Source organism: Sulfitobacter sp. M22 (assembly GCF_021736025.1).
GTDB classification, from domain to species: Bacteria; Pseudomonadota; Alphaproteobacteria; order Rhodobacterales; family Rhodobacteraceae; genus Sulfitobacter; species Sulfitobacter litoralis.
Genome location: NZ_WMEC01000001.1, coordinates 222,354 through 242,413, shown reverse-complemented (window position 1 = coordinate 242,413; position 20,060 = coordinate 222,354). Strand labels below are relative to the sequence as shown.

General features: G+C 56.6%; 22 protein-coding genes and 1 tRNA gene. 15 read left to right on the top strand and 8 right to left on the bottom strand.

Features of this window, described 5'->3' with window-relative positions:
* Positions 1-102: 102 nt before the first annotated feature.
* The 3 genes from GLP52_RS01255 (at position 103) to GLP52_RS01245 (ending at position 2,915) form a co-directional block, all read left to right on the top strand.
* Positions 103-1,701 carry a hypothetical protein gene (locus GLP52_RS01255; RefSeq protein WP_237273328.1) on the top strand — a complete coding sequence of 533 codons (1,599 nt, stop codon included), beginning with the start codon at positions 103-105 and terminating at the stop codon, positions 1,699-1,701.
* A gap of 32 nt (positions 1,702-1,733) precedes the next feature.
* Positions 1,734-1,979, top strand: a complete 246-nt coding sequence (locus GLP52_RS01250) for a hypothetical protein (protein WP_237273327.1) — start codon at positions 1,734-1,736, stop codon at positions 1,977-1,979.
* Positions 1,980-2,324: 345 nt separating this feature from the next.
* The gene (locus GLP52_RS01245) at positions 2,325-2,915 is read left to right on the top strand and encodes an NAD(P)H-dependent oxidoreductase (protein WP_237273326.1); all 591 of its coding nucleotides are present in this window, start codon (positions 2,325-2,327) and stop codon (positions 2,913-2,915) included.
* A gap of 279 nt (positions 2,916-3,194) precedes the next feature.
* Here GLP52_RS01245 and GLP52_RS01240 read toward each other — a convergent pair whose 3' ends face one another.
* Complete coding sequence (locus GLP52_RS01240; RefSeq protein ID WP_237273325.1) at positions 3,195-3,365, bottom strand: hypothetical protein; 171 nt, start codon at positions 3,363-3,365, stop codon at positions 3,195-3,197.
* A 184-nt stretch (positions 3,366-3,549) separates the two neighbouring features.
* On the opposite strand from GLP52_RS01240, the gene GLP52_RS01235 reads away from it, so the two are divergent.
* The 4 genes from GLP52_RS01235 to GLP52_RS01220 all read left to right on the top strand — a co-directional run bounded on the left by GLP52_RS01235 (position 3,550) and on the right by GLP52_RS01220 (position 5,983).
* On the top strand, positions 3,550-3,903 hold the full coding sequence (locus GLP52_RS01235; protein WP_237273324.1) for a hypothetical protein: 354 nt from the start codon (positions 3,550-3,552) through the stop codon (positions 3,901-3,903).
* 137 nt (positions 3,904-4,040) lie between these two features.
* A complete protein-coding gene (locus GLP52_RS01230) occupies positions 4,041-4,259 on the top strand; it encodes a hypothetical protein (RefSeq protein ID WP_237273323.1) in 219 nt (72 codons plus the stop codon).
* Positions 4,256-4,807: a hypothetical protein gene (locus GLP52_RS01225; protein ID WP_237273322.1), complete on the top strand. Its 552-nt coding sequence runs from the start codon at positions 4,256-4,258 to the stop codon at positions 4,805-4,807. Before GLP52_RS01230 ends, GLP52_RS01225 begins: the two co-directional genes overlap by 4 nt.
* Before the next feature lie 801 nt (positions 4,808-5,608).
* Positions 5,609-5,983, top strand: coding sequence for a response regulator (locus GLP52_RS01220; protein ID WP_237273321.1), 375 nt, complete (start codon positions 5,609-5,611; stop codon positions 5,981-5,983).
* A gap of 718 nt (positions 5,984-6,701) precedes the next feature.
* On the opposite strand, the gene GLP52_RS01215 is transcribed toward GLP52_RS01220, so the two are convergent.
* The 5 genes from GLP52_RS01215 to GLP52_RS01195 all read right to left on the bottom strand — a co-directional run bounded on the left by GLP52_RS01215 (position 6,702) and on the right by GLP52_RS01195 (position 9,686).
* Positions 6,702-7,184 carry a hypothetical protein gene (locus GLP52_RS01215; RefSeq protein WP_237273320.1) on the bottom strand — a complete coding sequence of 161 codons (483 nt, stop codon included), beginning with the start codon at positions 7,182-7,184 and terminating at the stop codon, positions 6,702-6,704.
* Between the two features lie 5 nt (positions 7,185-7,189).
* Positions 7,190-7,549, bottom strand: a complete 360-nt coding sequence (locus tag GLP52_RS01210) for an STAS-like domain-containing protein (protein ID WP_237273319.1) — start codon at positions 7,547-7,549, stop codon at positions 7,190-7,192.
* The gene (locus tag GLP52_RS01205) at positions 7,546-8,439 is read right to left on the bottom strand and encodes a hypothetical protein (RefSeq protein WP_237273318.1); all 894 of its coding nucleotides are present in this window, start codon (positions 8,437-8,439) and stop codon (positions 7,546-7,548) included. The genes GLP52_RS01210 and GLP52_RS01205 overlap by 4 nt, the downstream gene beginning before the upstream one ends.
* A gap of 609 nt (positions 8,440-9,048) precedes the next feature.
* A tRNA-Leu gene (locus GLP52_RS01200) sits at positions 9,049-9,135 on the bottom strand.
* A 95-nt stretch (positions 9,136-9,230) separates the two neighbouring features.
* Positions 9,231-9,686, bottom strand: a complete 456-nt coding sequence (locus GLP52_RS01195; RefSeq protein WP_093732526.1) for an Lrp/AsnC family transcriptional regulator — start codon at positions 9,684-9,686, stop codon at positions 9,231-9,233.
* A 128-nt stretch (positions 9,687-9,814) separates the two neighbouring features.
* Here GLP52_RS01195 and putA point away from each other — a divergent pair, with 128 nt between their 5' ends.
* From putA to GLP52_RS01180, 3 genes are all read left to right on the top strand, one after another.
* Positions 9,815-13,234 carry a bifunctional proline dehydrogenase/L-glutamate gamma-semialdehyde dehydrogenase PutA gene (gene putA / locus GLP52_RS01190; RefSeq protein WP_237273317.1) on the top strand — a complete coding sequence of 1,140 codons (3,420 nt, stop codon included), beginning with the start codon at positions 9,815-9,817 and terminating at the stop codon, positions 13,232-13,234.
* Between the two features lie 69 nt (positions 13,235-13,303).
* Positions 13,304-14,047, top strand: a complete 744-nt coding sequence (locus tag GLP52_RS01185; RefSeq protein WP_093732397.1) for a rhomboid family intramembrane serine protease — start codon at positions 13,304-13,306, stop codon at positions 14,045-14,047.
* Positions 14,044-14,415: a GFA family protein gene (locus GLP52_RS01180; protein WP_093732396.1), complete on the top strand. Its 372-nt coding sequence runs from the start codon at positions 14,044-14,046 to the stop codon at positions 14,413-14,415. The genes GLP52_RS01185 and GLP52_RS01180 overlap by 4 nt, the downstream gene beginning before the upstream one ends.
* A gap of 62 nt (positions 14,416-14,477) precedes the next feature.
* On the opposite strand, the gene GLP52_RS01175 is transcribed toward GLP52_RS01180, so the two are convergent.
* Positions 14,478-15,263 carry an inositol monophosphatase family protein gene (locus GLP52_RS01175; RefSeq protein WP_093732395.1) on the bottom strand — a complete coding sequence of 262 codons (786 nt, stop codon included), beginning with the start codon at positions 15,261-15,263 and terminating at the stop codon, positions 14,478-14,480.
* Between the two features lie 160 nt (positions 15,264-15,423).
* Between GLP52_RS01175 and GLP52_RS01170 the strand changes: the two genes are divergently transcribed.
* From GLP52_RS01170 to GLP52_RS01160, 3 genes are all read left to right on the top strand, one after another.
* On the top strand, positions 15,424-16,464 hold the full coding sequence (locus GLP52_RS01170; RefSeq protein ID WP_237271372.1) for an NADP-dependent oxidoreductase: 1,041 nt from the start codon (positions 15,424-15,426) through the stop codon (positions 16,462-16,464).
* A 130-nt stretch (positions 16,465-16,594) separates the two neighbouring features.
* The gene (gene parS / locus GLP52_RS01165) at positions 16,595-17,101 is read left to right on the top strand and encodes a type II RES/Xre toxin-antitoxin system antitoxin (RefSeq protein WP_093732393.1); all 507 of its coding nucleotides are present in this window, start codon (positions 16,595-16,597) and stop codon (positions 17,099-17,101) included.
* Complete coding sequence (locus tag GLP52_RS01160; protein ID WP_093732392.1) at positions 17,098-17,595, top strand: RES family NAD+ phosphorylase; 498 nt, start codon at positions 17,098-17,100, stop codon at positions 17,593-17,595. The genes parS and GLP52_RS01160 overlap by 4 nt, the downstream gene beginning before the upstream one ends.
* A 12-nt stretch (positions 17,596-17,607) precedes the next feature.
* Here GLP52_RS01160 and GLP52_RS01155 read toward each other — a convergent pair whose 3' ends face one another.
* Positions 17,608-18,513: a LysR family transcriptional regulator gene (locus GLP52_RS01155; protein ID WP_237271371.1), complete on the bottom strand. Its 906-nt coding sequence runs from the start codon at positions 18,511-18,513 to the stop codon at positions 17,608-17,610.
* A gap of 96 nt (positions 18,514-18,609) precedes the next feature.
* On the opposite strand from GLP52_RS01155, the gene metF reads away from it, so the two are divergent.
* Both metF and GLP52_RS01145 read left to right on the top strand, forming a co-directional pair.
* Positions 18,610-19,476 carry a methylenetetrahydrofolate reductase [NAD(P)H] gene (gene metF, locus GLP52_RS01150; RefSeq protein WP_237271370.1) on the top strand — a complete coding sequence of 289 codons (867 nt, stop codon included), beginning with the start codon at positions 18,610-18,612 and terminating at the stop codon, positions 19,474-19,476.
* A 74-nt stretch (positions 19,477-19,550) separates the two neighbouring features.
* Positions 19,551-20,036: a PaaI family thioesterase gene (locus tag GLP52_RS01145; protein WP_237271369.1), complete on the top strand. Its 486-nt coding sequence runs from the start codon at positions 19,551-19,553 to the stop codon at positions 20,034-20,036.
* Positions 20,037-20,060: the final 24 nt, after the last annotated feature.

Sequence of the window (20,060 nt, the reverse complement as noted above, 5' to 3'; positions counted from 1 at the left end):
CGAAAAGCGCTGAGCGAACAGGCTGAGTTGCAACGGCAAGCACCTGCGCAGCCTATAGCCGTTGAGGTGCCAGGACTGGGTGTCGTGGAGTTCCCCCCTGGTATGGCAATCGAAGATATTGAGAAAGCGCTGGAGCCATATCGTACAGCGGCACAAGCTGCTTCTAGTCAAAAAGCAGGAGCGCGTAATCCTGCGATGCAAGCAGCCTTATTAGAGAAGGCCAAGCGTGAAAAAGCGCGTCGCTCGAAAACCAATATGACAGAGCAGACTATGAGCGGTGTCAACGAAGGCATTGCTGGCATCTTCGGAGCCCCTGTGGACTTGATGACCGGCGCTATTAATGCTGGCAAAGAGGGCCTGAACGCCTTGATTGGGACAGACTTCCAGCCCATTGAAAATCCGATTGGCGGTAGCGACACGTTCCGAGACATCCTCGCGCCAACTATCTCAGAAATTCAGCCGCAGAATGCAGCCCAGCGGTTTGGTAGGCGTGTCGGCACGGAAGTGGGTGCAATGGCGGTACCAGGAGGTATCATGCTTCGCGGAGCCAAGGCACCTCTCGCTGTCGCTGGTGGAGAGGTCGCAAGTGCGCTTGGATCGGGCATTGCGGGGCAAGCATCACGTGAAATAGCGCCCGAAAGCGATACGGCTGATCTCGTTGCGTCGCTTCTAGGGGGTATGTCTCCAGTTGCCGCCAGTCGTGCGATGCGGCCCAGCCCTAAGGCTCCCACACTTGATGAGCTACAGGCGCAAAGTAGCGCGGGCTATGAAGCCGTACGGGAATCTGGTGCTACACTCAGCCCCAAATCTTCGGATGCTCTAGCCGCTGGCATTGAGAGTGCATTTGGAACGCGCCCCGCAACTAGACGTATGAACCCCAAAGCCGCCATTGCAGCAGAAGAACTGGCTGGCGATATGCGACAGCGTCCGCCCAGCATCGCAGAGGTAGACGAAGCAAGGCAGTGGATTGGTGACAACGTAGCAGGATCGAACGAGGCAGGAGAGCGCCGCCTTGGCATGATGATGAAAGATGCGATTGATAATCATCTAGATCAGCTGCAGCCTGGAGATGTTACCGGAACGAATAGAGCAAATGAGGTCGTGGCTGCTTTGACAGGCGCTCGCGAAAAGTCGCGCCGTGTTCACAAGTCTCAACTGTTCGAAGCTGAGGATACCGGCTTGGTTGCGAAAGGGCTTCGACGTGCTGCCACTACCGGAACTGGAGGCAATGAAATTAACGCAATCCGGCAGAATGTACGCAGGGTGCTGGAAAACCCGAAGTTGCGAAGAGGGTTCAATGAAACTGAATTGCAAGCCATGCGGGATATCGCAGACGGCACACCAACTCAGAATGCTTTGCGGCTTATCGGTCGCTTGGCTCCGACCTCCGGTGCACTGCCGCTTGGCGGCTTTACTGGTGCAGCAGGTGCAGCGGGCGCAACAGGGAACCCTCTTTTCATTGCACCAGCTATCGCCGGACAAGCTGCTAAATATCTGGGTGAGCGAGGCGCTCGTAAGAAAATTGCGGCGCTGGGCGAGCTAATCCGCAATGGTAAGCCTCTACCCAAGAAAGCCGTTAACGACCTTGAGCGTAGTGTTATAGCCGCTCTGTTGGCACAAAAAGCCGTCATGCCCGCTTATGGTTCAGAAGGTGAGCAAAGCGCTGTGGTACGGGCGCTATCTGGTACTTCAGTAGAATGAGGCATTCAGGCAGAGAGCCTTTCGAACGACCAATGCGGCCTGATCGGGTGGATGCTATCCGTCAGGCCGCAGAAGCTTTGGCTGCTGACCCTACGGGGCAGGATATCGCCAAGCATTGCAACTCTTTTGATGAATATCTGATATTCTTGACTTGGAACATCTACGAGGCGCTGGGCGAGCTGGGGCCAGACACGATGGTTGCCGAGATCCAAGCCGGAGTGAATGAGGCGAAAAGCGTATGCAGGATCGAATATGAAGCCTACCTACCCAAGGGTTAGTTACCAGAGGTGTATGCCCCAATCAAAGTACCAGACTGCCCAGATCCAGGCAGCATAGATTGCTGCTATCCAATAGGGTGTGGATGCCGGTGCCGAATATGATTTGTCCCGAAGCCACTGACTTAGCTGGTGTCGCATCATGAGTATCCTTGTTGGGTTTGGCTACAACATAGGGTCTGAGGGTCGGTCTGCCTAGAAGCACCATATTAGCCCGCCAGAAGCGCCGCAGGGCATTCGCCCGTGATTGTTGTGGCTAGCAGCTAAAAGCGGTCTCGGTGAGTAACCGGCGGAACAATTCGGAACACCTTTCAGTTTTCAACGAGGTAACTGCGAAAGGGAACCCACATGACGCCTAAGATCACAGTTCTATTTTATTCGACTTATGGCACCAATCACGGTGTCGCACTAGAAGCCGCCCGTGCTGCCGAAGCTGCGGGTGCCGAGGTAAGGTTGCGTCGGTGCAAAGAAACGGCTCCAATCGAGGTGGTCAACGGGCAAGATGCTTGGCGGGATCAGCTTGAAAATATGGAAGACATACCGGAAGCGACGCCGGATGATATGGAATGGGCAGACGGATATTTCGTCTCTGTGCCAACCCGGTTTGGGGTGCCGTCCAGTCAGTTCCGTGAGTTCGTGGATACTCTGGGGCCACTATGGCAAAATGGCGCTCTAGCAAACAAAACTATCACCGCGACCACATCCGCACAGAATCCGCAGGGTGGGCAGGAAATGACGATTCAGTCCGTCTACACGACTGCGATGCACTGGGGGGCGATCATTGTGCCACCAGGCTACGCCGATCCAATTAAGTTTGAGGACGGGGGAAACCCTTATGGGTACTCCTGCACACCTGGTGATCTGAGCGACATCGGGAAGAAATCTGTGGCCTTCCAAGCAGAAAGACTTGTGAAGTTCACTAAGAAACTGATGGGATAAGCAGGGACTGACACTGCCCTCAGTTATTGATGCGTAACACATTTCTCGCATCTCGTTAGAAGAACACCGGAGAAAAGTATCGAAACATTGGAGGAAATTAGCTTCCAATGTTGTGTTACATTCCTCCGGTGTTGTCGTACTGACTTTAGGGAGTAACGGGTAGAGATGACCAAACATCCGACCAAGGCAACTTGCGCAGAATGTAATTGGCTATCCAAGAATGGATAACAAATCGCAGCGCGCGCCCAAAATGCGCTCGTCCATGGATGGCCTGAAAAATTACTCTTTGTCAGCGGCAGAAGCTACGCCAGGGCCAAATGCGGATGCGCCCTTCTCTAAAAACTGCAACCCGCAATCCTCTAAAGCCTTCTGAACTTTTTCAAGATTAGCGCCCGATGACGAAGGTGAGCCTTCGACCATTTCCATGCGCTTGATAGTCGACTCAGCCACGCCCGATAGGTCCGCGAGCCCCTTAACAGAGAGTCGCGCGTAGCCTCTAGCCATCCTGATTTGTGAGCCTGTAAGCATATAAGTGACCTATTTTAGTTCTATTGTGACCCAATATGGTTGACATTGGATCTTATATGACCCATATTAGTTCACATAGGAGCCAAATGCAATAAAGGGGCGCTAAATGACATACGACCGCAAAGCCATTATGACCGCAGCTTGGGAAATCGTGCGTAAGGCCAACGTGGCGCTATACGGCTTTCGAGTGATTATGCGTCGGGCGCTGAAAGCCGCATGGGCCAATGCCAAGCACAGCCGCACTATGGAGGCGCTGCGGGAAAAGCAGGAGCAAGCTTCTCCCCAGGAGTCTCGCATTCAAGAGTCAATCGCAGCCCTCGAAGGCAAAGAGCGCTGGGCACAGGCGGACTATGCTCGAATTGGCGTGCTGCGGGCGGCTTTAAGGGCAGCTCAACAAAATGATCAGGTACGTCAGATTGTGCCTGCTTCTCGTGATCGACGGGTTTCGCAAGCAGCTTAACTTTTCGTATCACCAATTATCCGACGTTTTCTTCGAGCACACTGGATGCGGTGGTTTGTCAAAGCAGACAGCACCCTGCGCAAGCAAGACAGGTGTAGGCGACACAGCCATCTGAACCCAAATGAAAGGACTACATCATGACCACGAAAGAACTCAAAACCCGCCAAGATATGCAGGATGCTGCGACGGTACTGCACGGGTTGCTGCAAGGGCTGGAAATCTTGATCGATCAGACAACAGAATCCAGCCACCTGCACAACGCGATTTACACTCTCTGCGGCCAATCCGTGAAAGCCGCTGATGTCCTTGCCGGTGCGCTTGACAGCACGAATTTTGAAGAAGGAACCAGCGCATGACACGTTCGTTTTTAGACATTGATTTGCCTGACACGCCAGACAGCCGCTTGGTGACAGGCATTAACCGCCTTTATTCGTTGGCGCGTGTGGGAATGGCCGCAAGCGACACCTCTATTTCTGTGGATTTGCAGAAGGCTGGGTATACCGAACTATTCGGGACAATGGGATGTATCGCTGAAGGTATGTTCGACGATATGGAAAAGCTGGAAAAAGCAGCCGGTGTTGAACAGTTCTACACTGATCCTGATCAGAAAATTGCCAGCCGCCTCGCTCACTGGAAAGCTCTAAGGGTCAGCATTTCAAAAATTGAAGGTGACGACGATGCTGGCGAGTTTGCTTCGTTAGAAGATGAGATAGAGGCCGTCGGCGAAGAGATTGCGAATGGCTGCCCGTCCTCCCATAGCGACGCCGCAGCAATGCTTGAGTGGGCCGAAATCGATAGCGCCGGTGGGATTCAATGCGAACAATACACTCAGGCACGAAAAACGGTTGCTGACTATCTGCGTAAGCGCGCCGAATACGTCGCTGCTAAGCCACGCGAAAGCTAACCTGAATCTTGAATCATACACATTCGCCCGCGCTTCAATCACGAGGCGCGGGCATCGCGGTGGGGGCCGCATTGGAGACTGTGAAAGATGAATTGCTATGCCACCAACAGAAACTGGTCTGACAGGTTCCTGCCTGAGATAAAGCAGCTAATCGGCGGGCACCTCTTGGAAACCTCCCCAGACCCATTTGACCACATGGAAGCTACCGACCTCATGATGCTGGATGCTCGTGACATGCGCGTAGCGGCCCGTGTGCGTCGTCCTGGCTATGCTCGCCGGTATCCCCACCAGTTCACCGTCCGCTCAGCTGTAGCGTCTGGCAGACAGACCGAGCTTTCCAAAATCGTGAACGGCAACGGGGACTGGATGTTTTACGGCCATTCAAGCGCTGATCAATCATGCTTGGAATCGTGGTCACTGATCGACTTGAGGGCTTTTCGCGCTGGGCTTATCCGCAATAGCGTGAACCAAGCCCAGATAGTGATGGGTGACCAGAAGAATTCGGACGGGTCCAGATTCAAGTGGTTCGATGTGAGGTCTTTTCCAGCAGATCCTCCGCTGGTGGTAGCGTCTTCAATCGCAGCTTCGCAACATTAGCCCGAGATTCAGCCATAGCAAAAAACTCCCATGCATCAAATTCGAATGTTGGCCCTATGTCGTTATTCTGCTTGAGTTTTTATATTGAGGATGCTTGCCCAAAGCATATGCAAAGGTCGTCTGGAAAAATTGCCGCAACGCACTATCTACAGCCTTGGAAGACCGCTAAGGGTTTTAACAAATAACCGGTTTCGAGGATGTTTAATGATCAAGGTGATCCACGTCGAAGATGACGACGACATACGAGAGTTGGTCGAACTTTCATTAAAAATTTCAGGCGAATTCGAGGTCCTGAGCTGCGCTTCCGGCATTGAAGCGATGAGCGCAGTGGAAGCATTCAAGCCGGATCTCCTACTGTTGGACGTTATGATGCCGAACATGAACGGCGTAGAAACGTTAGAGAATATTAGAAGCCTGGAGGGCTACTCCAAAATACCAGCTATCTTCGTAACCGCCCGGGCAGGCGTCGACAAAAACAAGGAGCTATTCGAAGCAGGAGCGCTCGGCGTTATCGTCAAGCCCTTTGAAGTGGCTACCTTAGCCAAACAGATCCTAACGATATTCGATGGGATCAACTAGTCTAGCGGTTACCTAGTCCCTTCGGCTCAACATAGCATATGCATTTGGTAAGTCGGCAGTCTTCAACGTAGCCCCCTTGCCATTGCATTGAAGCGGGCCATTTGCGTCTTAAGGCTAAGGATGATGAAAAAACAAAGCGGCAGTCACGTCGATGGGTGTACGAGCGCATCGCGTTTGCAGCGGCTGTCGGACTTCTGTGGTTGGCCGCATTTTTCGTAGCCTACTACCTCTGAATTTTGTCGCCCTAGCTGGGCGAAACCGATACCGCACGTCCTGGTTCACATTGAATTTTTAACTGCGTATTAACTTTTGACACTCAACGTGAGCAACAAAGGGAGGCAACCGGAATGGGTGAATCTGAGCGCATCAAGCTGTTAGAGGCCGCTTTAGTCAAGTACATAGAGATGTATGGGTTTACCGATGAGGCTCGGGACTACTACATCCGCGTCTTCCAACTTAAGTCGTCCGAGACGCATCATTAAAGATAAACAAAGCTAGTTGTACCCATACGGGGGGCGGGACGTGTAAATCTGTGATTTCCGTCGTAATCGCAACTGTTTGAACTCTTCACAGATTTCCATGCGTGCGCAAGGCGGACGGAGGGCGGTTTAAGTGGTTTGATCTGACGTCGTTTCCAGGCGAACCGCCTATGGTGATTGCTCGATCACGTTAGCGGACAAAAACTTCAACACGTAGAGGCTATCGAAGCGTAAACTTATTACGGTCTGCCCGTCACCTTATAATAGAGCGTCGAGAGCAACGCTCTAAGTGAAACTTGTTCTTTCGCAGCAAAACGCAATATGTGGATCAGCTGTGCGCTGATTTCGTAGGCTTCAATGGCACGAATTGGATCAATTTTTCGGCCCGCAGTTTCAAAGCTCCCTCCCGTCGAAACCTTGAACAACCTGAGCTGTAGCATTTGATACTGTCGCAGTCGCTCAATGGTTAAACGCTTCTCGGCCTCACCATGAAAGATAGAAATTGCCGCGTGTTTTGCCTTAAGTTTCGCTGAAAGAACTTTTTCATCCCGCAAATTCTCAGGTTCAGTTAGCCAATAAACTTGTGCGGCATCCGCGAAACCTTCAATATCAGCGATATGGGATTTAATCAGGCTAGCGTTCTCAGAGACAACCACCTTGTATTGATTAAGAAACCAACCAACGGCGGCCCCAAAAATCGTAAGTATTAAGCCCTCGGTCACGTTGGTTAGTGTGGCTTGGCTTTGGCGGCCTCAAGAGCTGTAGTGAGGTGATCCTTGATGTCGTCCTCGTACATCTGGAGGCCCGCCTTTGTCCGCTTGATCCGCAGCAGAGGGATAGCGCGCAAAGAATCAATTTCATCTTCCCGAACCAAGCCACCAAAGGCTTCTTCAAGGAACGATGATCCGAAGACGCGAACACCGTCGATATCGATTACTATTTCAGTGTCTTCGATATCGCCATTTAGAATTTTCACAATGGCGGGCATAAGGTACTCACGCCGGAACTTTTGTCCGTTGAACTCGCCGTCATCGGGCACTCGCCCCGAAGGATAAGGGCTAAACTCTCTTGCCATATCAATCATCATCGTTCCTTTACCGCCAGCTCTGCGGACATGTCAATTTTCCACTCAATCAGCGTTCCGCCAATAGATGATGTAAGAGACCCTGACCGCACCCGGCCATCGGGAGCGCGCCGACACCATCCACCCCTGCTCCGCACACTCAAGCTTCCTTTACCCACGGACTGCAAAATCTCATACATCTGAGGAAAACCCTTGCCTCTATATGGCTTGTCGGTCCTGGAACCACCATACCTCATCGCCGCTCTGATGTAAGCACCATCGTTTTGATATGCAAACTCTGGCCTTCTACGAATTGCGCGCTCTAAAAATCGCAGCACCTTATCTACACGGTTGAGCTTGGGGTAGGTCACTGGAATTGATGCCCCTTGGTCATACACAACAACGGTTAACGTCTTATCAATCCGATTGGACGTAGCTGCGATCCAGAACCTTTCCACATGTTCGTGCTCATATTGATGGTTTGACGGGTAGGCATGTTGAGTAACGTTTGTAATAGCTTCGCTGATTGAAGTCAGGACTTTAACGATGGTGTCGTCTAGGTCGGCAACGGTGTAGCCATCGTCTCCGAGCAGAAATTTGCACAGCTCTTGAAGGGCGCTGTCGACCTGCTCAAAACCTTCTGCTTTTGTTGCGCTTAGAATCCGCATCGTAAGTGTTGGCCCATCTTCAACCAGGCGCGCTTCAATTTGAGGGAGGTGCCCCAAAATGCTGAAAAATCCGATTTGATGCAGGCGGGTGACAACCTGAGGCGACCATTTCGGCAGATCAATCGTTGGAGGGACTTCGCCAAGCAACCTAGAGAGCCTTTCATAATCCGCAGTCAGCACAACCGCCGCTCCTGTAGATATATGCGCAATGCTCGAAAAATCGAGATAGCCAGCGATTCTTGCCATCGAGTTCGGGGAACTGCGTGTCACGAAGCTTTCATTCCGGGCCTTATTGGACAACATGCCGTGTCTTCGTGTGCGTGTGAGGAATTCTGTCGTCCTTGCACCATTGTTCTGAAACGAGAGATGTGCCGGCGCTCTCACTGGCTTGGCTGTGCAAATTGCCCTCTCAGGTTCTCCGCCTTGCCATATCTGAACCGATTGAGCGTGGTATTGTTTCTTTGCGCTTGGGCTAAGAGGCCGCTTTTGTTGAGGGTTGGCTTTGCGCCGTTTCTGATTAAGAGCTCTAACCCTTAGCCAGTTGCGTGCTTTTGAATTTAGCTTCTTCAAATCTACAAACCCGACGAAAGAAATAAAAATGTCGCTTTTGGGTACATCTAGTTGCCTTCTAGCGCCAGCTAGATACTTTAAATCTTCAAAGAACGACAATAGACAGTTGCTATCGAAGGTAACTAGCCCCCGCTCTAACATTCGTCTCTTCGGTATCGCTGATCGCCAAGGCGTTTGTCCAGCGGCCATCGCTTAATGCAACTGCACGAGGGTGGACTACAGGGGGGATAGAAATTGGCTATATCAAAAAATATTGCCACTTATTAGTGGGTTAGCAATAAAAGATGGTGCGGGCGGTGGGACTCGAACCCACACGGGCACAAGGCCCAACAGATTTTAAGTCTGGTATGTCTACCATTCCATCACGCCCGCATCGACGCGCACAATAGCCAGCTTGCGGGCGGTGTAAATGGTCAGATGCTGTCTTGGCGGTGCAAACGTCAGATCGCATCATGAAAGAGAATGGTTCAGGTCTTATCCGCAAGCATGATTTCTTTGACCGCTTCCATCGCAACATAGGTCGACGTGTTGGCGACATAGGGCAGCGTGGTGACTGTTTCGCCCAGGAATCGACGGTAGGCCGCCATATCACGCGTGCGCACTTTCAGCAGATAATCGAAATTGCCCGCGATCATATGCGCCTGTTCGATTTCAGGCACACGGGACACGGCCTCGTTGAAGGCCCGCAGAGCGACTTCGCGGGTGTCTTCCAAACGGACCTCGACAAATGCGACGTGATCCAGTCCCAGGCGTATCGGGTCCAAAAGGGCCCGGTAGCCCAGAATTATGCCGCTGTCTTCCAGCCGCCTTAGCCGCGCTTGGGTGGGGGATTTGGACAGGCCGATCCGTTTTGCGAGATCGGTGATACTGATGCGACCGTCCTCGGCCAGAACCGAGAGAATCGCCGCGTCGAAGCGGTCCATTTTGAAGTCGTCGTTTGTCACGTAAAAGGCCCAATAATAAAGCGGTTTACCCACCAATCTGGCCGGAATCAGGAACTAATACTACTATTCACGCGCTATTCTACTGCAATTGTTAATTGGAGTACCTAATGGCACGCGATTCGTCCCCTATTTTGCGCCACCAGATCGACGCAGGCACCTACACCGACCAAGACAACGTCTTGCGTGAACTGGTGCGCAACGCGCATCTGTCGCCAGAGGAACGGGTCAAGATCACCAAAGACGCTGCACAGATCGTGCGTGACATCCGGGGCCACACCTCCCCCGGTATCATGGAAGTATTTCTGGCCGAATACGGTCTGTCTACCGACGAGGGTGTCGCGCTCATGTGTCTGGCCGAAGCCCTGCTGCGCGTGCCCGATGCCGAAACCATCGACGCGCTGATCGAGGACAAGATCGCGCCGTCCGATTGGGGGCGTCACATGGGGCACTCCACCTCGCCATTGGTGAACGCGTCGACATGGGCGCTGATGCTGACCGGCCGCGTGCTGGACGATGACCAACCCGGCCCCGTGCGCCACCTGCGGGCTGCTATCAAACGTCTGGGCGAACCGGTGATCCGCACCGCTGTCAGCCGCGCGATGAAGGAAATGGGCCGGCAGTTCGTTCTGGGCGAAAACATCAATGCCGCAATGGAACGCGCCAAGGGCATGGAGAAGAAGGGCTATACCTATAGCTACGACATGCTGGGCGAAGCCGCCCGCACCGAAAGCGACGCCAAGCGCTACCACCTGAGCTATAGCCGTGCGATCTCTGCCATCGCGACCGCCTGCATTCACAAAGACAGCCGCAAGAACCCCGGCATCTCAGTCAAACTCTCGGCGCTGCATCCGCGGTATGAGGTGGCGCAAGAGACCTCTGTCATGCGCGATCTGGTCCCGCGCCTGCGGGCGCTTGCCCTGCTGGCGAAATCCGCCAACATGGGCCTGAACGTCGACGCCGAAGAAGCCGATCGTCTGGGCCTGTCGCTGGATGTAATCGAACAGGTCCTGTCCGAACCCGCGCTGTCGGGTTGGGATGGCTTTGGCATCGTGGTACAAGCCTATGGCCCTCGCGCAGGCGTGGTGATCGACGCGCTCTACGATATGGCGATCCGCCATGACCGCAAGCTGATGGTCCGTCTTGTCAAAGGGGCATATTGGGACACCGAGATCAAACGCGCACAGGTCAAAGGCGTCGAAGGTTTCCCCGTCTTCACCCAAAAAGCCGCGACCGATGTGTCCTATATCGCCAATGCACGCAAACTGCTGAACATGACCGACCGGATTTATCCGCAGTTCGCCACCCATAACGCCCATACGGTCGCTGCTGTACTGCACATGGCCGACGATAAAGCGAAGTTCGAATTCCAACGTCTGCACGGCATGGGCGAAACTCTGCACAACATCGTGATGGAGAAACACGGTACCCATTGTCGCGTCTACGCCCCCGTGGGCGCACATGCCGATCTGCTGGCCTATCTTGTGCGACGCCTGTTGGAAAACGGCGCAAACTCGAGCTTTGTGAACCAGATCGTCGATGAAGACGTCGCCCCCGAGGTCGTCGCCGCTGATCCGTTCGACAGCCTTGCCGAAAGCGGCATGCACATCCCGACCGGCCCCGAACTTTACGCCCCTGCGCGCGTGAACTCGATAGGGTTCGATCTGATGCACACGCCGACGCTGGATGTCATCGAATCTGCCCGTGCCCCGTGGAAGGCACACCGCTGGGCCGCAGTGCCCCTCCTGAACGGTGAGGCAAAGCCCAAGAAAGCCGTGCGCTTGATCAACCCCGCTGCCTCCAGTCGCAGCCCCGGCACGGTGCGTAATGCCTCAGAGGCGGACGTGACCAAAGCACTGGACAACGCCGCCGTGTGGGACGCCCCGCTAGAAGAACGCCGCGAAGTCCTGTTACGCGCGGCAGACATGCTGGAATCGCACTACGGCGAGATTTTCGCCCTGCTGTCGCGCGAGGCCGGCAAGGGCCTGCCCGACTGCGTGGCAGAACTGCGCGAGGCGGTGGATTTCCTGCGCTACTACGCACAGCAAGCGACCAACACGCCGCCCGCTGGCCTTTTCACCTGCATCTCGCCTTGGAATTTCCCGCTGGCGATCTTCTGCGGGCAGGTCAGCGCGGCACTGGCTGCGGGCAACGCGGTGCTGGCCAAACCAGCCGAACAAACACCGCTGATCGCCTTCCTTGCGGTAACCCTTTTGCATGACGCTGGCGTCCCCCGCCACGCGTTGCAATTGCTGCCCGGTGGCGGCGAGGTCGGCGCGGCTTTGACCTCGGACAAGCGGATCAACGGGGTGGCCTTTACCGGCTCGACCAACACGGCGCTGCGCATCCGCTCTGCCATGGCCGAACATTGCGATCCCGGCGCGATCTTGATTGCGGAAACCGGCGGCCTGAACGCCATGATCGTCGACAGCACCGCCCTGCCCGAACAGGCCGTACAATCCATTGTCGAAAGCGCGTTCCAATCGGCGGGGCAACGCTGCTCTGCCCTGCGCTGCCTCTATATTCAGGAAGACATCGCCGAAGACGTGATCGAAATGCTCGAAGGGGCGATGGACGCACTGGTTATGGGCAACCCTTGGGACATCTCGAGCGATGTCGGGCCGGTGATCGATGAGACCGCGCAAAAAGGCATCGCCGAGCATATCGACGCCGCCCGCGCCGATGGTCGGGTTATCGCCGAGCTTACCGCGCCGACGGCTGGCACTTTTATCGCGCCAACAATGATCCGCGTGAAGGGCATCGCCGACCTGGAGCGCGAGATCTTCGGCCCCGTTTTGCATATCGCCACCTTCAAGGCGACCGAGTTGAACAAGGTCGTCGATGCCATTAATGCGACGGGCTATGGGCTGACCTTTGGCCTGCACACACGGATCGACGACCGTGTGCAACATATCTCTGAACGGATCGAGGCGGGCAACATCTACGTCAACCGCAACCAGATCGGCGCGATCGTCGGCAGCCAGCCCTTTGGTGGCGAAGGTCTTTCAGGCACGGGGCCAAAAGCCGGCGGGCCGAACTACCTGCCCCGCTTCAGCGCGCCCGACCTCAAGGTGGTAGACGAAACATGGGACAGCACACAAAGCGACCTGCCCCGTCTGCCGGATCACAGCGGAGCCTTCCTCGAAACCATCACCCTACCGGGGCCCACGGGCGAATCCAACCGGCTCAGCACCCTGCCGCGTCCGGCGCTGCTGTGTATGGGCCCGGGCAAAGACACCGCAGCCGAGCAAGCCCGCGCGGTCACGGCCCTTGGCGGCAATGCGGTCGCGCTTCCGGGCAGCATCGACCCGACGGCGCTGACCGATGGACCAGCCTATGGTGGTGTACTGTGGTGGGGCGACGAGGCGACCGCGCGCAAACTGGAACAGGCCCTGTCTGAACGCGACGGGCCGATCATTCCGCTCCTGCGCGGACTGCCTGACACCGCCCGCGTCCGCGCAGAACGTCACGTCTGCGTCGACACCACCGCCTCTGGCGGGAACGCGCAGCTGTTGGGGGCAGCCGGCTGATCTGACCCAAGGGCGGGCGTTCCGACGCCCGCCCTTGACCACACCCGCGCAATGGCTAAGGGTCAGCCCATGTTCCCCATTCGCGATCACAACCCGTCCGGCCGCACGCCCTATGTCACCTACCTGCTGATGGCGGTGAATATTGGCGTTTTCCTCAGCTATGTCGGGCTGTTCAGCGACAACCGTGCGCTCAACATCTTCTTTTTCGACTGGGCGCTGATCCCCGGCCGCGTCACTACGGGGGACGGCTATACCGGCATCTTCACCTCTATGTTCTTGCACGGCGGATGGATGCATCTGGCCGGTAACATGCTGTTTCTCTACATCTTCGGCGACAACATAGAGGACGAAATGGGCCACGGCGGCTATTTGCTGTTCTACCTCGCCTGCGGCCTGCTGTCGGCGCTGGCTCATGTGATCTCTGCCCCCTATTCGCCGGTCCCGACAGTCGGGGCATCGGGCGCGATTGCAGGTGTAATGGGCGGCTACCTCTTGCTGTACCCCAAAGCCAAAGTCGACATCCTGATTATCTTTATTGTGTTCTTCCGTATCTTCCCGATCCCCGCATGGATCATGCTGGGCCTGTGGCTGGGGATGCAGTTTATCGGCGGCGTCGGGGCTGACCCCACCGTCGGCGGCGTGGCCTATTGGGCCCATGCTGGCGGGTTTATCGTGGGGATGGTTCTTACGATACCGCTTTGGCTACGGTTGGGTGGGCCGCGATTCTGGTCGACCACCGATGGGCACCCGCCGCATCCGCAAGCAACCTATCCCGCCAGTGCCAGCCGCATCCCAAAGGTAAGACGCAAATGACCGCCAGCACCCATAGCGCGACCTGTCACTGCGGCAGCGTCACCCTGACCGCCACCTTGCCAGAGGGGCTGGCCTCTGCCGCGCGCTGCACCTGTTCCTTCTGCCGACGCCGCGCGGCACCGGCCGTCACGGCGATCACCAGTGCGCTCAAGGTAACCAAAGGCGCAGAACATCTGACGCTCTACACCTGGGGCACCCATACGGCGAAGCATTATTTCTGTAAAATTTGCGGCATCTATATGTACCACCAGCGACGATCCGACCCGGCGCAATGCGGGGTCAATCTGGGGTGTATCGAAGGGGCCACGCCCTGGACGCAGGAACCGATCCCCTACAGCGACGGCATAAACCACCCGTCAGACAAATAGCCGACGGATGCTTCCAAATGGTATAAATCCTCGCCGAAGGCATTATGCCCCCGGCAACCGGATCAACCGCGAGCGATTTTCGCAAATCCGCTGAACAGCGCCTCGTTGGCGCAGACGATTTCACCATCGTCCAGAATGTTGCCTTCGGGGTTCAGCGGCTCGACCATGCCGCCCGCTTCGCGCACGATCAACATGCCCGCTGCCAGATCCCATTTGTTCAACCGGCGCTCCCAGTAGCCATCGTAGCGACCGGCGGCCACATAGGCCAGATCCAGCGCGGCAGAGCCCCAACGGCGCACACCGGCGCAGACCGGCAGGATGCGGCCCAGATCACGCAAGGTATCTGGCAAATCTGCGCGACCGGCAAAAGGCAGTCCGGTGGCAAAAATCGATTCAATCATACGCGAACGGCCCGAGACGCGCAGACGTCCTTCGTTCATCCACGCACCGGCACCCTTTTCAGCAAAGAACATCTCGTCCTTGGCGGGGTCGAATACCACGCCAGCAACGATCTGGCCTTTATGCTCTAGCGCGATGGAGACCGCCCAATGCGGCAGCCCGTGCAAAAAGTTGGTGGTGCCGTCCAACGGGTCGACGATCCAGCGGCGTGTGGGGTCTTGCCCCTCTTCGCCGCCGCCTTCCTCGGCCAACCAGCCATAGGTCGGGCGCGCGCTCATCAGTTCGGCTTTCAGCGTCTGTTCGGCCTGAATATCAGCGCGGCTGACAAAGTCGCCGGCACCTTTCATGGACACCTGAAGGTTCTCGACCTCACGGAAATCCTTGACCAGTCCGCGCCCCGCACGGCGGGCCGCCTTGATCATGATGTTTAGATTTGCACTGCCAACCATATTTCCGTGTCCTTTGATGGATCAGGCCGTGCGTATAAGCCCCCATACGGCATTTGCCAAGGGGGCAGCATCATCTGACGCAACGTGGCGCGCACGGTTCTCTTGTCTGCCTTCGATTAACATATAACGTGCCAGAAACATTGCTAAGGAGGAAAGCAAAATGTCCGACCAGATGAAACGAATTGTGCTTGCATCGCGCCCTGACGGGGCCCCGACGGCCGATAACTTCCGCCTCGAAGAGGGCCCTGTGCCCACACCCGGCGACGGCGAAGTGCTGGTCCGCATTAAATACATGTCGCTTGACCCCTACATGCGGGGCCGCATGGATGACGCGAAATCCTATGCCGCGCCGGTGCCGGTCGGCGGCACGATGGAGGGCGGTTCGGTCGGAGAGGTCATTGCCTCTAACAGCCCCGATTTCAAACCGGGTGACCATGCGTTCGGTATGCTGGGCTGGGCCACGCACGGCGTCCTGCCCGCCAACCAGCTGCGCAAAGTCGATCCTGATCAAGTGTCGATCACCACATCGCTTGGCGTTTTGGGCATGCCCGGGTTTACCGGATGGCAAGGTTTGATGGAATATGGTCGCCCAAAGGAGGGTGAAACACTTGTCGTCGCCGCTGCAACCGGCCCCGTCGGGTCTATGGTTGGCCAGATCGCCAAGTCGCACGGGCTGCGTGTTGTGGGCATCGCGGGCGGCGCGGACAAATGCGCCATGGCCAAAGACCACTTCGGTTTTGATGAATGCATCGACCACCGCGCCTATGATGACGCGAAATCGCTGCGTGCCGCGCTTAAAGACGCCTGCCCCAAAGGCATCGACATCTACTTTGAAAACGTCGGCGGCAAAGTGCTTGAAGCCGTTATCCCGATGATGAATCCGCACGGGCGTATTCCGATCTGCGGTATGATCGCATGGTATAACGCCGGTGGATTGGGCGCGAATGCTGCCGAAGAGGCGCTGACCGCGCCGAAACTGTGGCGCACGATCCTGGTGAACTTCCTCAGCGTGAATGGCTTCATCATTTCAAACCACTGGAACAACTTCCCCAATTTCCTCAAGGAAGTCGCCCCCAAAGTGGCAGATGGCTCCATCGCGGTGAAAGAGGACATCACCGAGGGCCTCGAAAACGCCCCACAAGCCTTTATGGACCTGTTGACCGGCGGCAACCAAGGCAAGGCCATCGTTAAGGTCGGCTAACACCAGTCGGGCGGGGGCGCACGCGCCCCTGCCCCCTTTTGTACCTACGGCGAACAACCCCCTGCCCCCTTGAAAAACACGGCGTCACGTGTCATATATTTTACGACACATGACGAAAAGGAGTGCAGCTATGGGTGCGACCGCCTTTCAATCCGACAAAAATGCAATCCCCTTGATCGATGTCGATGCAGATGGTGCCCTGCGTGCGTTCCACCTGCTGGGCGGGCGCAAGGTGATCAACCAGACGGTGCGCAACTCGCTTGAGGCGCATGATGTGATTGTCAAAGGCATCTCTTCTAAGGCGCTGCTGCATCTGGTCGATACTGTGTCGGTGCTGTCCTCGGGCGACGCGCTGAACAAAGCGATCGGTATGAGCCTGCGCACGCTTCAGCGCAAGAAAGCCGACAAGGGCAAGGACCGTCTCTCCATCGAGCAAAGCAGCCGAGCGTGGCGCTTTGCCGAACTGCTGGCGCAGGCGACCGATGTTCTAGGCGATCAAGATGCCGCCGAGGCGTGGATGCTGGCCCCTGCCATCAGCTTGGACAACCGGCGTCCGATTGACCTGCTGTCGTCGGCCGCGGGGGCCGAAGCCGTTGAAAACGCCCTCACCCGGATGGAGTACGGGGTCTACGCTTGACGCCTTTGCCGCCGCCCCTCGGGTCAGGCGCACTGCGTTTTTGGCGGTTGGATCAACGGCAGCATGCACCTACCTGGCATAGCGGCGAAGGCGCATACCGTGTGGGCGGGCGCTGGAACAGCCCCGGCGTGCGGGCTGTCTATACCGCGCTAGACCCTGCCACCGCGATCCTCGAGGTTGCCGTGCACAAGGGGTTCAAGGCGCTGGACACCGCGCATCACGTGCTGACATCAGGCCGTGTGATCGACCCAGCGACGGTGCATGTGGTGCAAGCCGCGGATGTCCCCAACCCGAACTGGCTGGTGCCCGGTGCCCATGGTGCGGGGCAAAAGGGATTTGGCGACGCGCTGCTACGCGATCACCTGTTTGTGCTGATCCCGTCCACCGTTTCGCGCCACAGCTGGAACCTGATCTTTGACGCGCAAAAGACGGCCAGTCATTACGACGACGTAGTGCAAGAAGACTTCGCGCTCGACCCACGGCTCCACCGCTAAGGGCAGCGCCGACTAGGCCCGTTGCAGCTTTCGCGCCTCTTCGCCCGCCAACCCCAAGAGCTTGGTCATAAACGGCTTCTCCAGATCATCCTCGCGAACAGCCGCATAAAGCCTGCGGGTGATGCCGTTCTCGGTCAGCGGGCGGGTGACGTAATCATTGCTGTATTTCACTTCGCGCACGACCCAATCGGGCAGCACCGACACGCCTCTGTTTGATGCCACCAGCAGCAGGATCACCGCCGTTAGCTCCACCTGCCGGATCGCCAGCGGTTCGACTTTGGCGGGGATCAGCAACTGGCTGAACACATCAAGACGTGTGCGTTCCACCGGATAGGTGATCAGCGTCTCGCCCCTGAAATCCGCCGCCTCAACGAAAGGCTTCTGCGCCAAGGGATGCGTGCTGGAGGCGACAAAGACTGCCTTGTAATCAAACAGCTCGACGAATTTCACGCCCGGCAGGTCTTCGGGATCAGAGGAGACCACCAGATCCACCTCTTCGCGCAGCAAGGCAGGCAAAGCGTCAAAGGCCAGCCCGGGGCGGATATCGACATCCACATCGGGCCAGCTTTTGCGGAATTGTTCAAGCACAGGGAACAGCCATTCGAAACAGGCGTGACATTCAATGGCGATATGCATCCGGCCTGTGCTGCCCGCCCGCAACCCCATGAATTCCGCCTGTGCGGCTTCTAGCTGCGGCAAGACCTGCTGCGCCAACTTGAGCAACCGCAACCCCGCAGGCGACAGCTTTAGCGGTTTGGAACGGCGCACGAAAAGTTCAACGCCAGCCTGATCTTCCAAGCCCTTTACCTGATGCGACAAGGCTGATTGGGTGATGTTCATTGTCTCTGCTGCGCGGGCCAGCCCGCCGGCCTCGTGAATCGCCTGAATGGTGCGCAGGTGACGGAACTCAATATGCATATGAGGCGTTCCTCATGTTGAAGATGAAAGTTATGAGTTTGTTTCACAACCACATCTGTGCGACAAGAGTTGAAAGCTAAAAACAGGATCGTAAAAATGACCAGCCCCGCCGTTTCATTCGAAGTCTTCCCGCCCAAGTCCGTGGACGCGTCGTTCCGTCTTTGGGATACGGCGCAGGCCTTGGCACCGCTGGCTCCGCGTTTCTTTTCCGTCACCTACGGTGCGGGCGGATCTACCCGTGACCTGACCCATGATTCGGCCCATGTTTTGCGCCGCACCTCCGGGCTGCCCGTCGCCGCCCACCTGACGTGCGTGGGTGCCAGCAAGGCCGAGACGCTGGAAGTCGCCAATAGTTTTGCCGAGATCGGCGTGACCGATATTGTCGCCCTGCGCGGTGATCCCGAAAACGGTGCAGCGACCTTTACCCCCCATGCCGACGGCTTTGCAGATAGTGTCGAACTGATCGAGGCGCTTGCAAATACCGGCAAGTTTACCCTGCGCGTCGGTGCCTACCCCGAACCGCATCCCGAATCCCCGGATCAGGCGCAAAACGTCGAATGGCTAAAGCGCAAGTTCGACGCGGGCGCGGACGAGGCGATCACCCAGTTCTTTTTCGAGACCGAAACATTCCTGCGGTTCCGCGATGCCTGCGCGGCAGCAGGCATCACCAAACCGATCACGCCGGGCATCATGCCGGTGACAAACTGGAAATCGGCGCGCAACTTTGCCACCCGCTGCGGGGCCAGCGTGCCAGCAGCATTAGACGAAGCCTATGCCGCCGCGATCCGCGATGACCGTCATGACCTGCTGTCCACCGCGCTATGCACCGAAATGTGCAGCGAGCTGGTGTCGGAAGGTGTCGAGAATCTGCACTTCTACACGCTCAACCGGCCGGAACTGACCCGCGCCGTCTGTCGTGCCCTTGGGGTGACGGCGCAAACATCGCTGTCCGACGTGGCGTAAAACCACCGCACAACTTGCCCTTGGGTCAAGAACAGAACAGTCTTCTCCGGCACGCAACTGCCGGAGATTTTTTTATGCCACGCCTTGCCGAAACACCCCAAGATCTACTGAGCCAGTCCGAAGCGCTTGCGCTTAGCGGGCTGGAGTTCATGCAGAAAATTCTGGACGGCACCAATCCCGGCCCGCCCATTGGCGGCACCCTGGGCTATGCGCTGCATGACGTGGCCGAGGGCCGCGCGGTGTTTCGCGGCACGCCCGAGTTCAACGTGACCAACCCCATGGGGACCGTGCATGGTGGCTGGTACGGTACCTTGCTTGATTCCGCGATGGCCTGCGCCGTAATGACCAAAGTTCCGCGCGGATCGGTTTATACGACGTTGGAATACAAGATTAACATTCTGCGTTCGATCCCATTGGGCATGCAGATTGACTGCATCGGCACCACCGATCACGTGGGTCGTTCCACCGGTGTCGCGCATGGCGAAATTCGCGGGGTCGAGGATGGCAAGCTTTACGCAACCGGTTCGACCACCTGTATCGTGATGAAGATCGCCACCTAAGACGAAGGCATCGGGGCGTCTGGC

Excerpts from the sequence above, each read along its gene's own strand:
- GLP52_RS01185 (WP_093732397.1), top strand. The coding sequence starts at position 13,304 with ATGTTCCCCATTCGCGATCACAACCCGTCCGGCCGCACGCCCTATGTC.
- GLP52_RS01220 (WP_237273321.1), top strand. The coding sequence starts at position 5,609 with ATGATCAAGGTGATCCACGTCGAAGATGACGACGACATACGAGAGTTG.
- putA (WP_237273317.1), top strand. The coding sequence starts at position 9,815 with ATGGCACGCGATTCGTCCCCTATTTTGCGCCACCAGATCGACGCAGGC.
- GLP52_RS01155 (WP_237271371.1), bottom strand. The coding sequence starts at position 18,513 with ATGCATATTGAGTTCCGTCACCTGCGCACCATTCAGGCGATTCACGAG.
- GLP52_RS01245 (WP_237273326.1), top strand. The coding sequence starts at position 2,325 with ATGACGCCTAAGATCACAGTTCTATTTTATTCGACTTATGGCACCAAT.
- GLP52_RS01235 (WP_237273324.1), top strand. The coding sequence starts at position 3,550 with ATGACATACGACCGCAAAGCCATTATGACCGCAGCTTGGGAAATCGTG.
- GLP52_RS01205 (WP_237273318.1), bottom strand. The coding sequence starts at position 8,439 with ATGGCAAGAATCGCTGGCTATCTCGATTTTTCGAGCATTGCGCATATA.
- GLP52_RS01250 (WP_237273327.1), top strand. The coding sequence starts at position 1,734 with ATGCGGCCTGATCGGGTGGATGCTATCCGTCAGGCCGCAGAAGCTTTG.
- GLP52_RS01175 (WP_093732395.1), bottom strand. The coding sequence starts at position 15,263 with ATGGTTGGCAGTGCAAATCTAAACATCATGATCAAGGCGGCCCGCCGT.
- GLP52_RS01145 (WP_237271369.1), top strand. The coding sequence starts at position 19,551 with ATGCCACGCCTTGCCGAAACACCCCAAGATCTACTGAGCCAGTCCGAA.
- GLP52_RS01195 (WP_093732526.1), bottom strand. The coding sequence starts at position 9,686 with ATGGACCGCTTCGACGCGGCGATTCTCTCGGTTCTGGCCGAGGACGGT.
- metF (WP_237271370.1), top strand. The coding sequence starts at position 18,610 with ATGACCAGCCCCGCCGTTTCATTCGAAGTCTTCCCGCCCAAGTCCGTG.
- GLP52_RS01210 (WP_237273319.1), bottom strand. The coding sequence starts at position 7,549 with ATGATGATTGATATGGCAAGAGAGTTTAGCCCTTATCCTTCGGGGCGA.
- GLP52_RS01255 (WP_237273328.1), top strand. The coding sequence starts at position 103 with ATGGCAATCGAAGATATTGAGAAAGCGCTGGAGCCATATCGTACAGCG.
- GLP52_RS01225 (WP_237273322.1), top strand. The coding sequence starts at position 4,256 with ATGACACGTTCGTTTTTAGACATTGATTTGCCTGACACGCCAGACAGC.
- parS (WP_093732393.1), top strand. The coding sequence starts at position 16,595 with ATGGGTGCGACCGCCTTTCAATCCGACAAAAATGCAATCCCCTTGATC.
- GLP52_RS01170 (WP_237271372.1), top strand. The coding sequence starts at position 15,424 with ATGTCCGACCAGATGAAACGAATTGTGCTTGCATCGCGCCCTGACGGG.
- GLP52_RS01230 (WP_237273323.1), top strand. The coding sequence starts at position 4,041 with ATGACCACGAAAGAACTCAAAACCCGCCAAGATATGCAGGATGCTGCG.
- GLP52_RS01180 (WP_093732396.1), top strand. The coding sequence starts at position 14,044 with ATGACCGCCAGCACCCATAGCGCGACCTGTCACTGCGGCAGCGTCACC.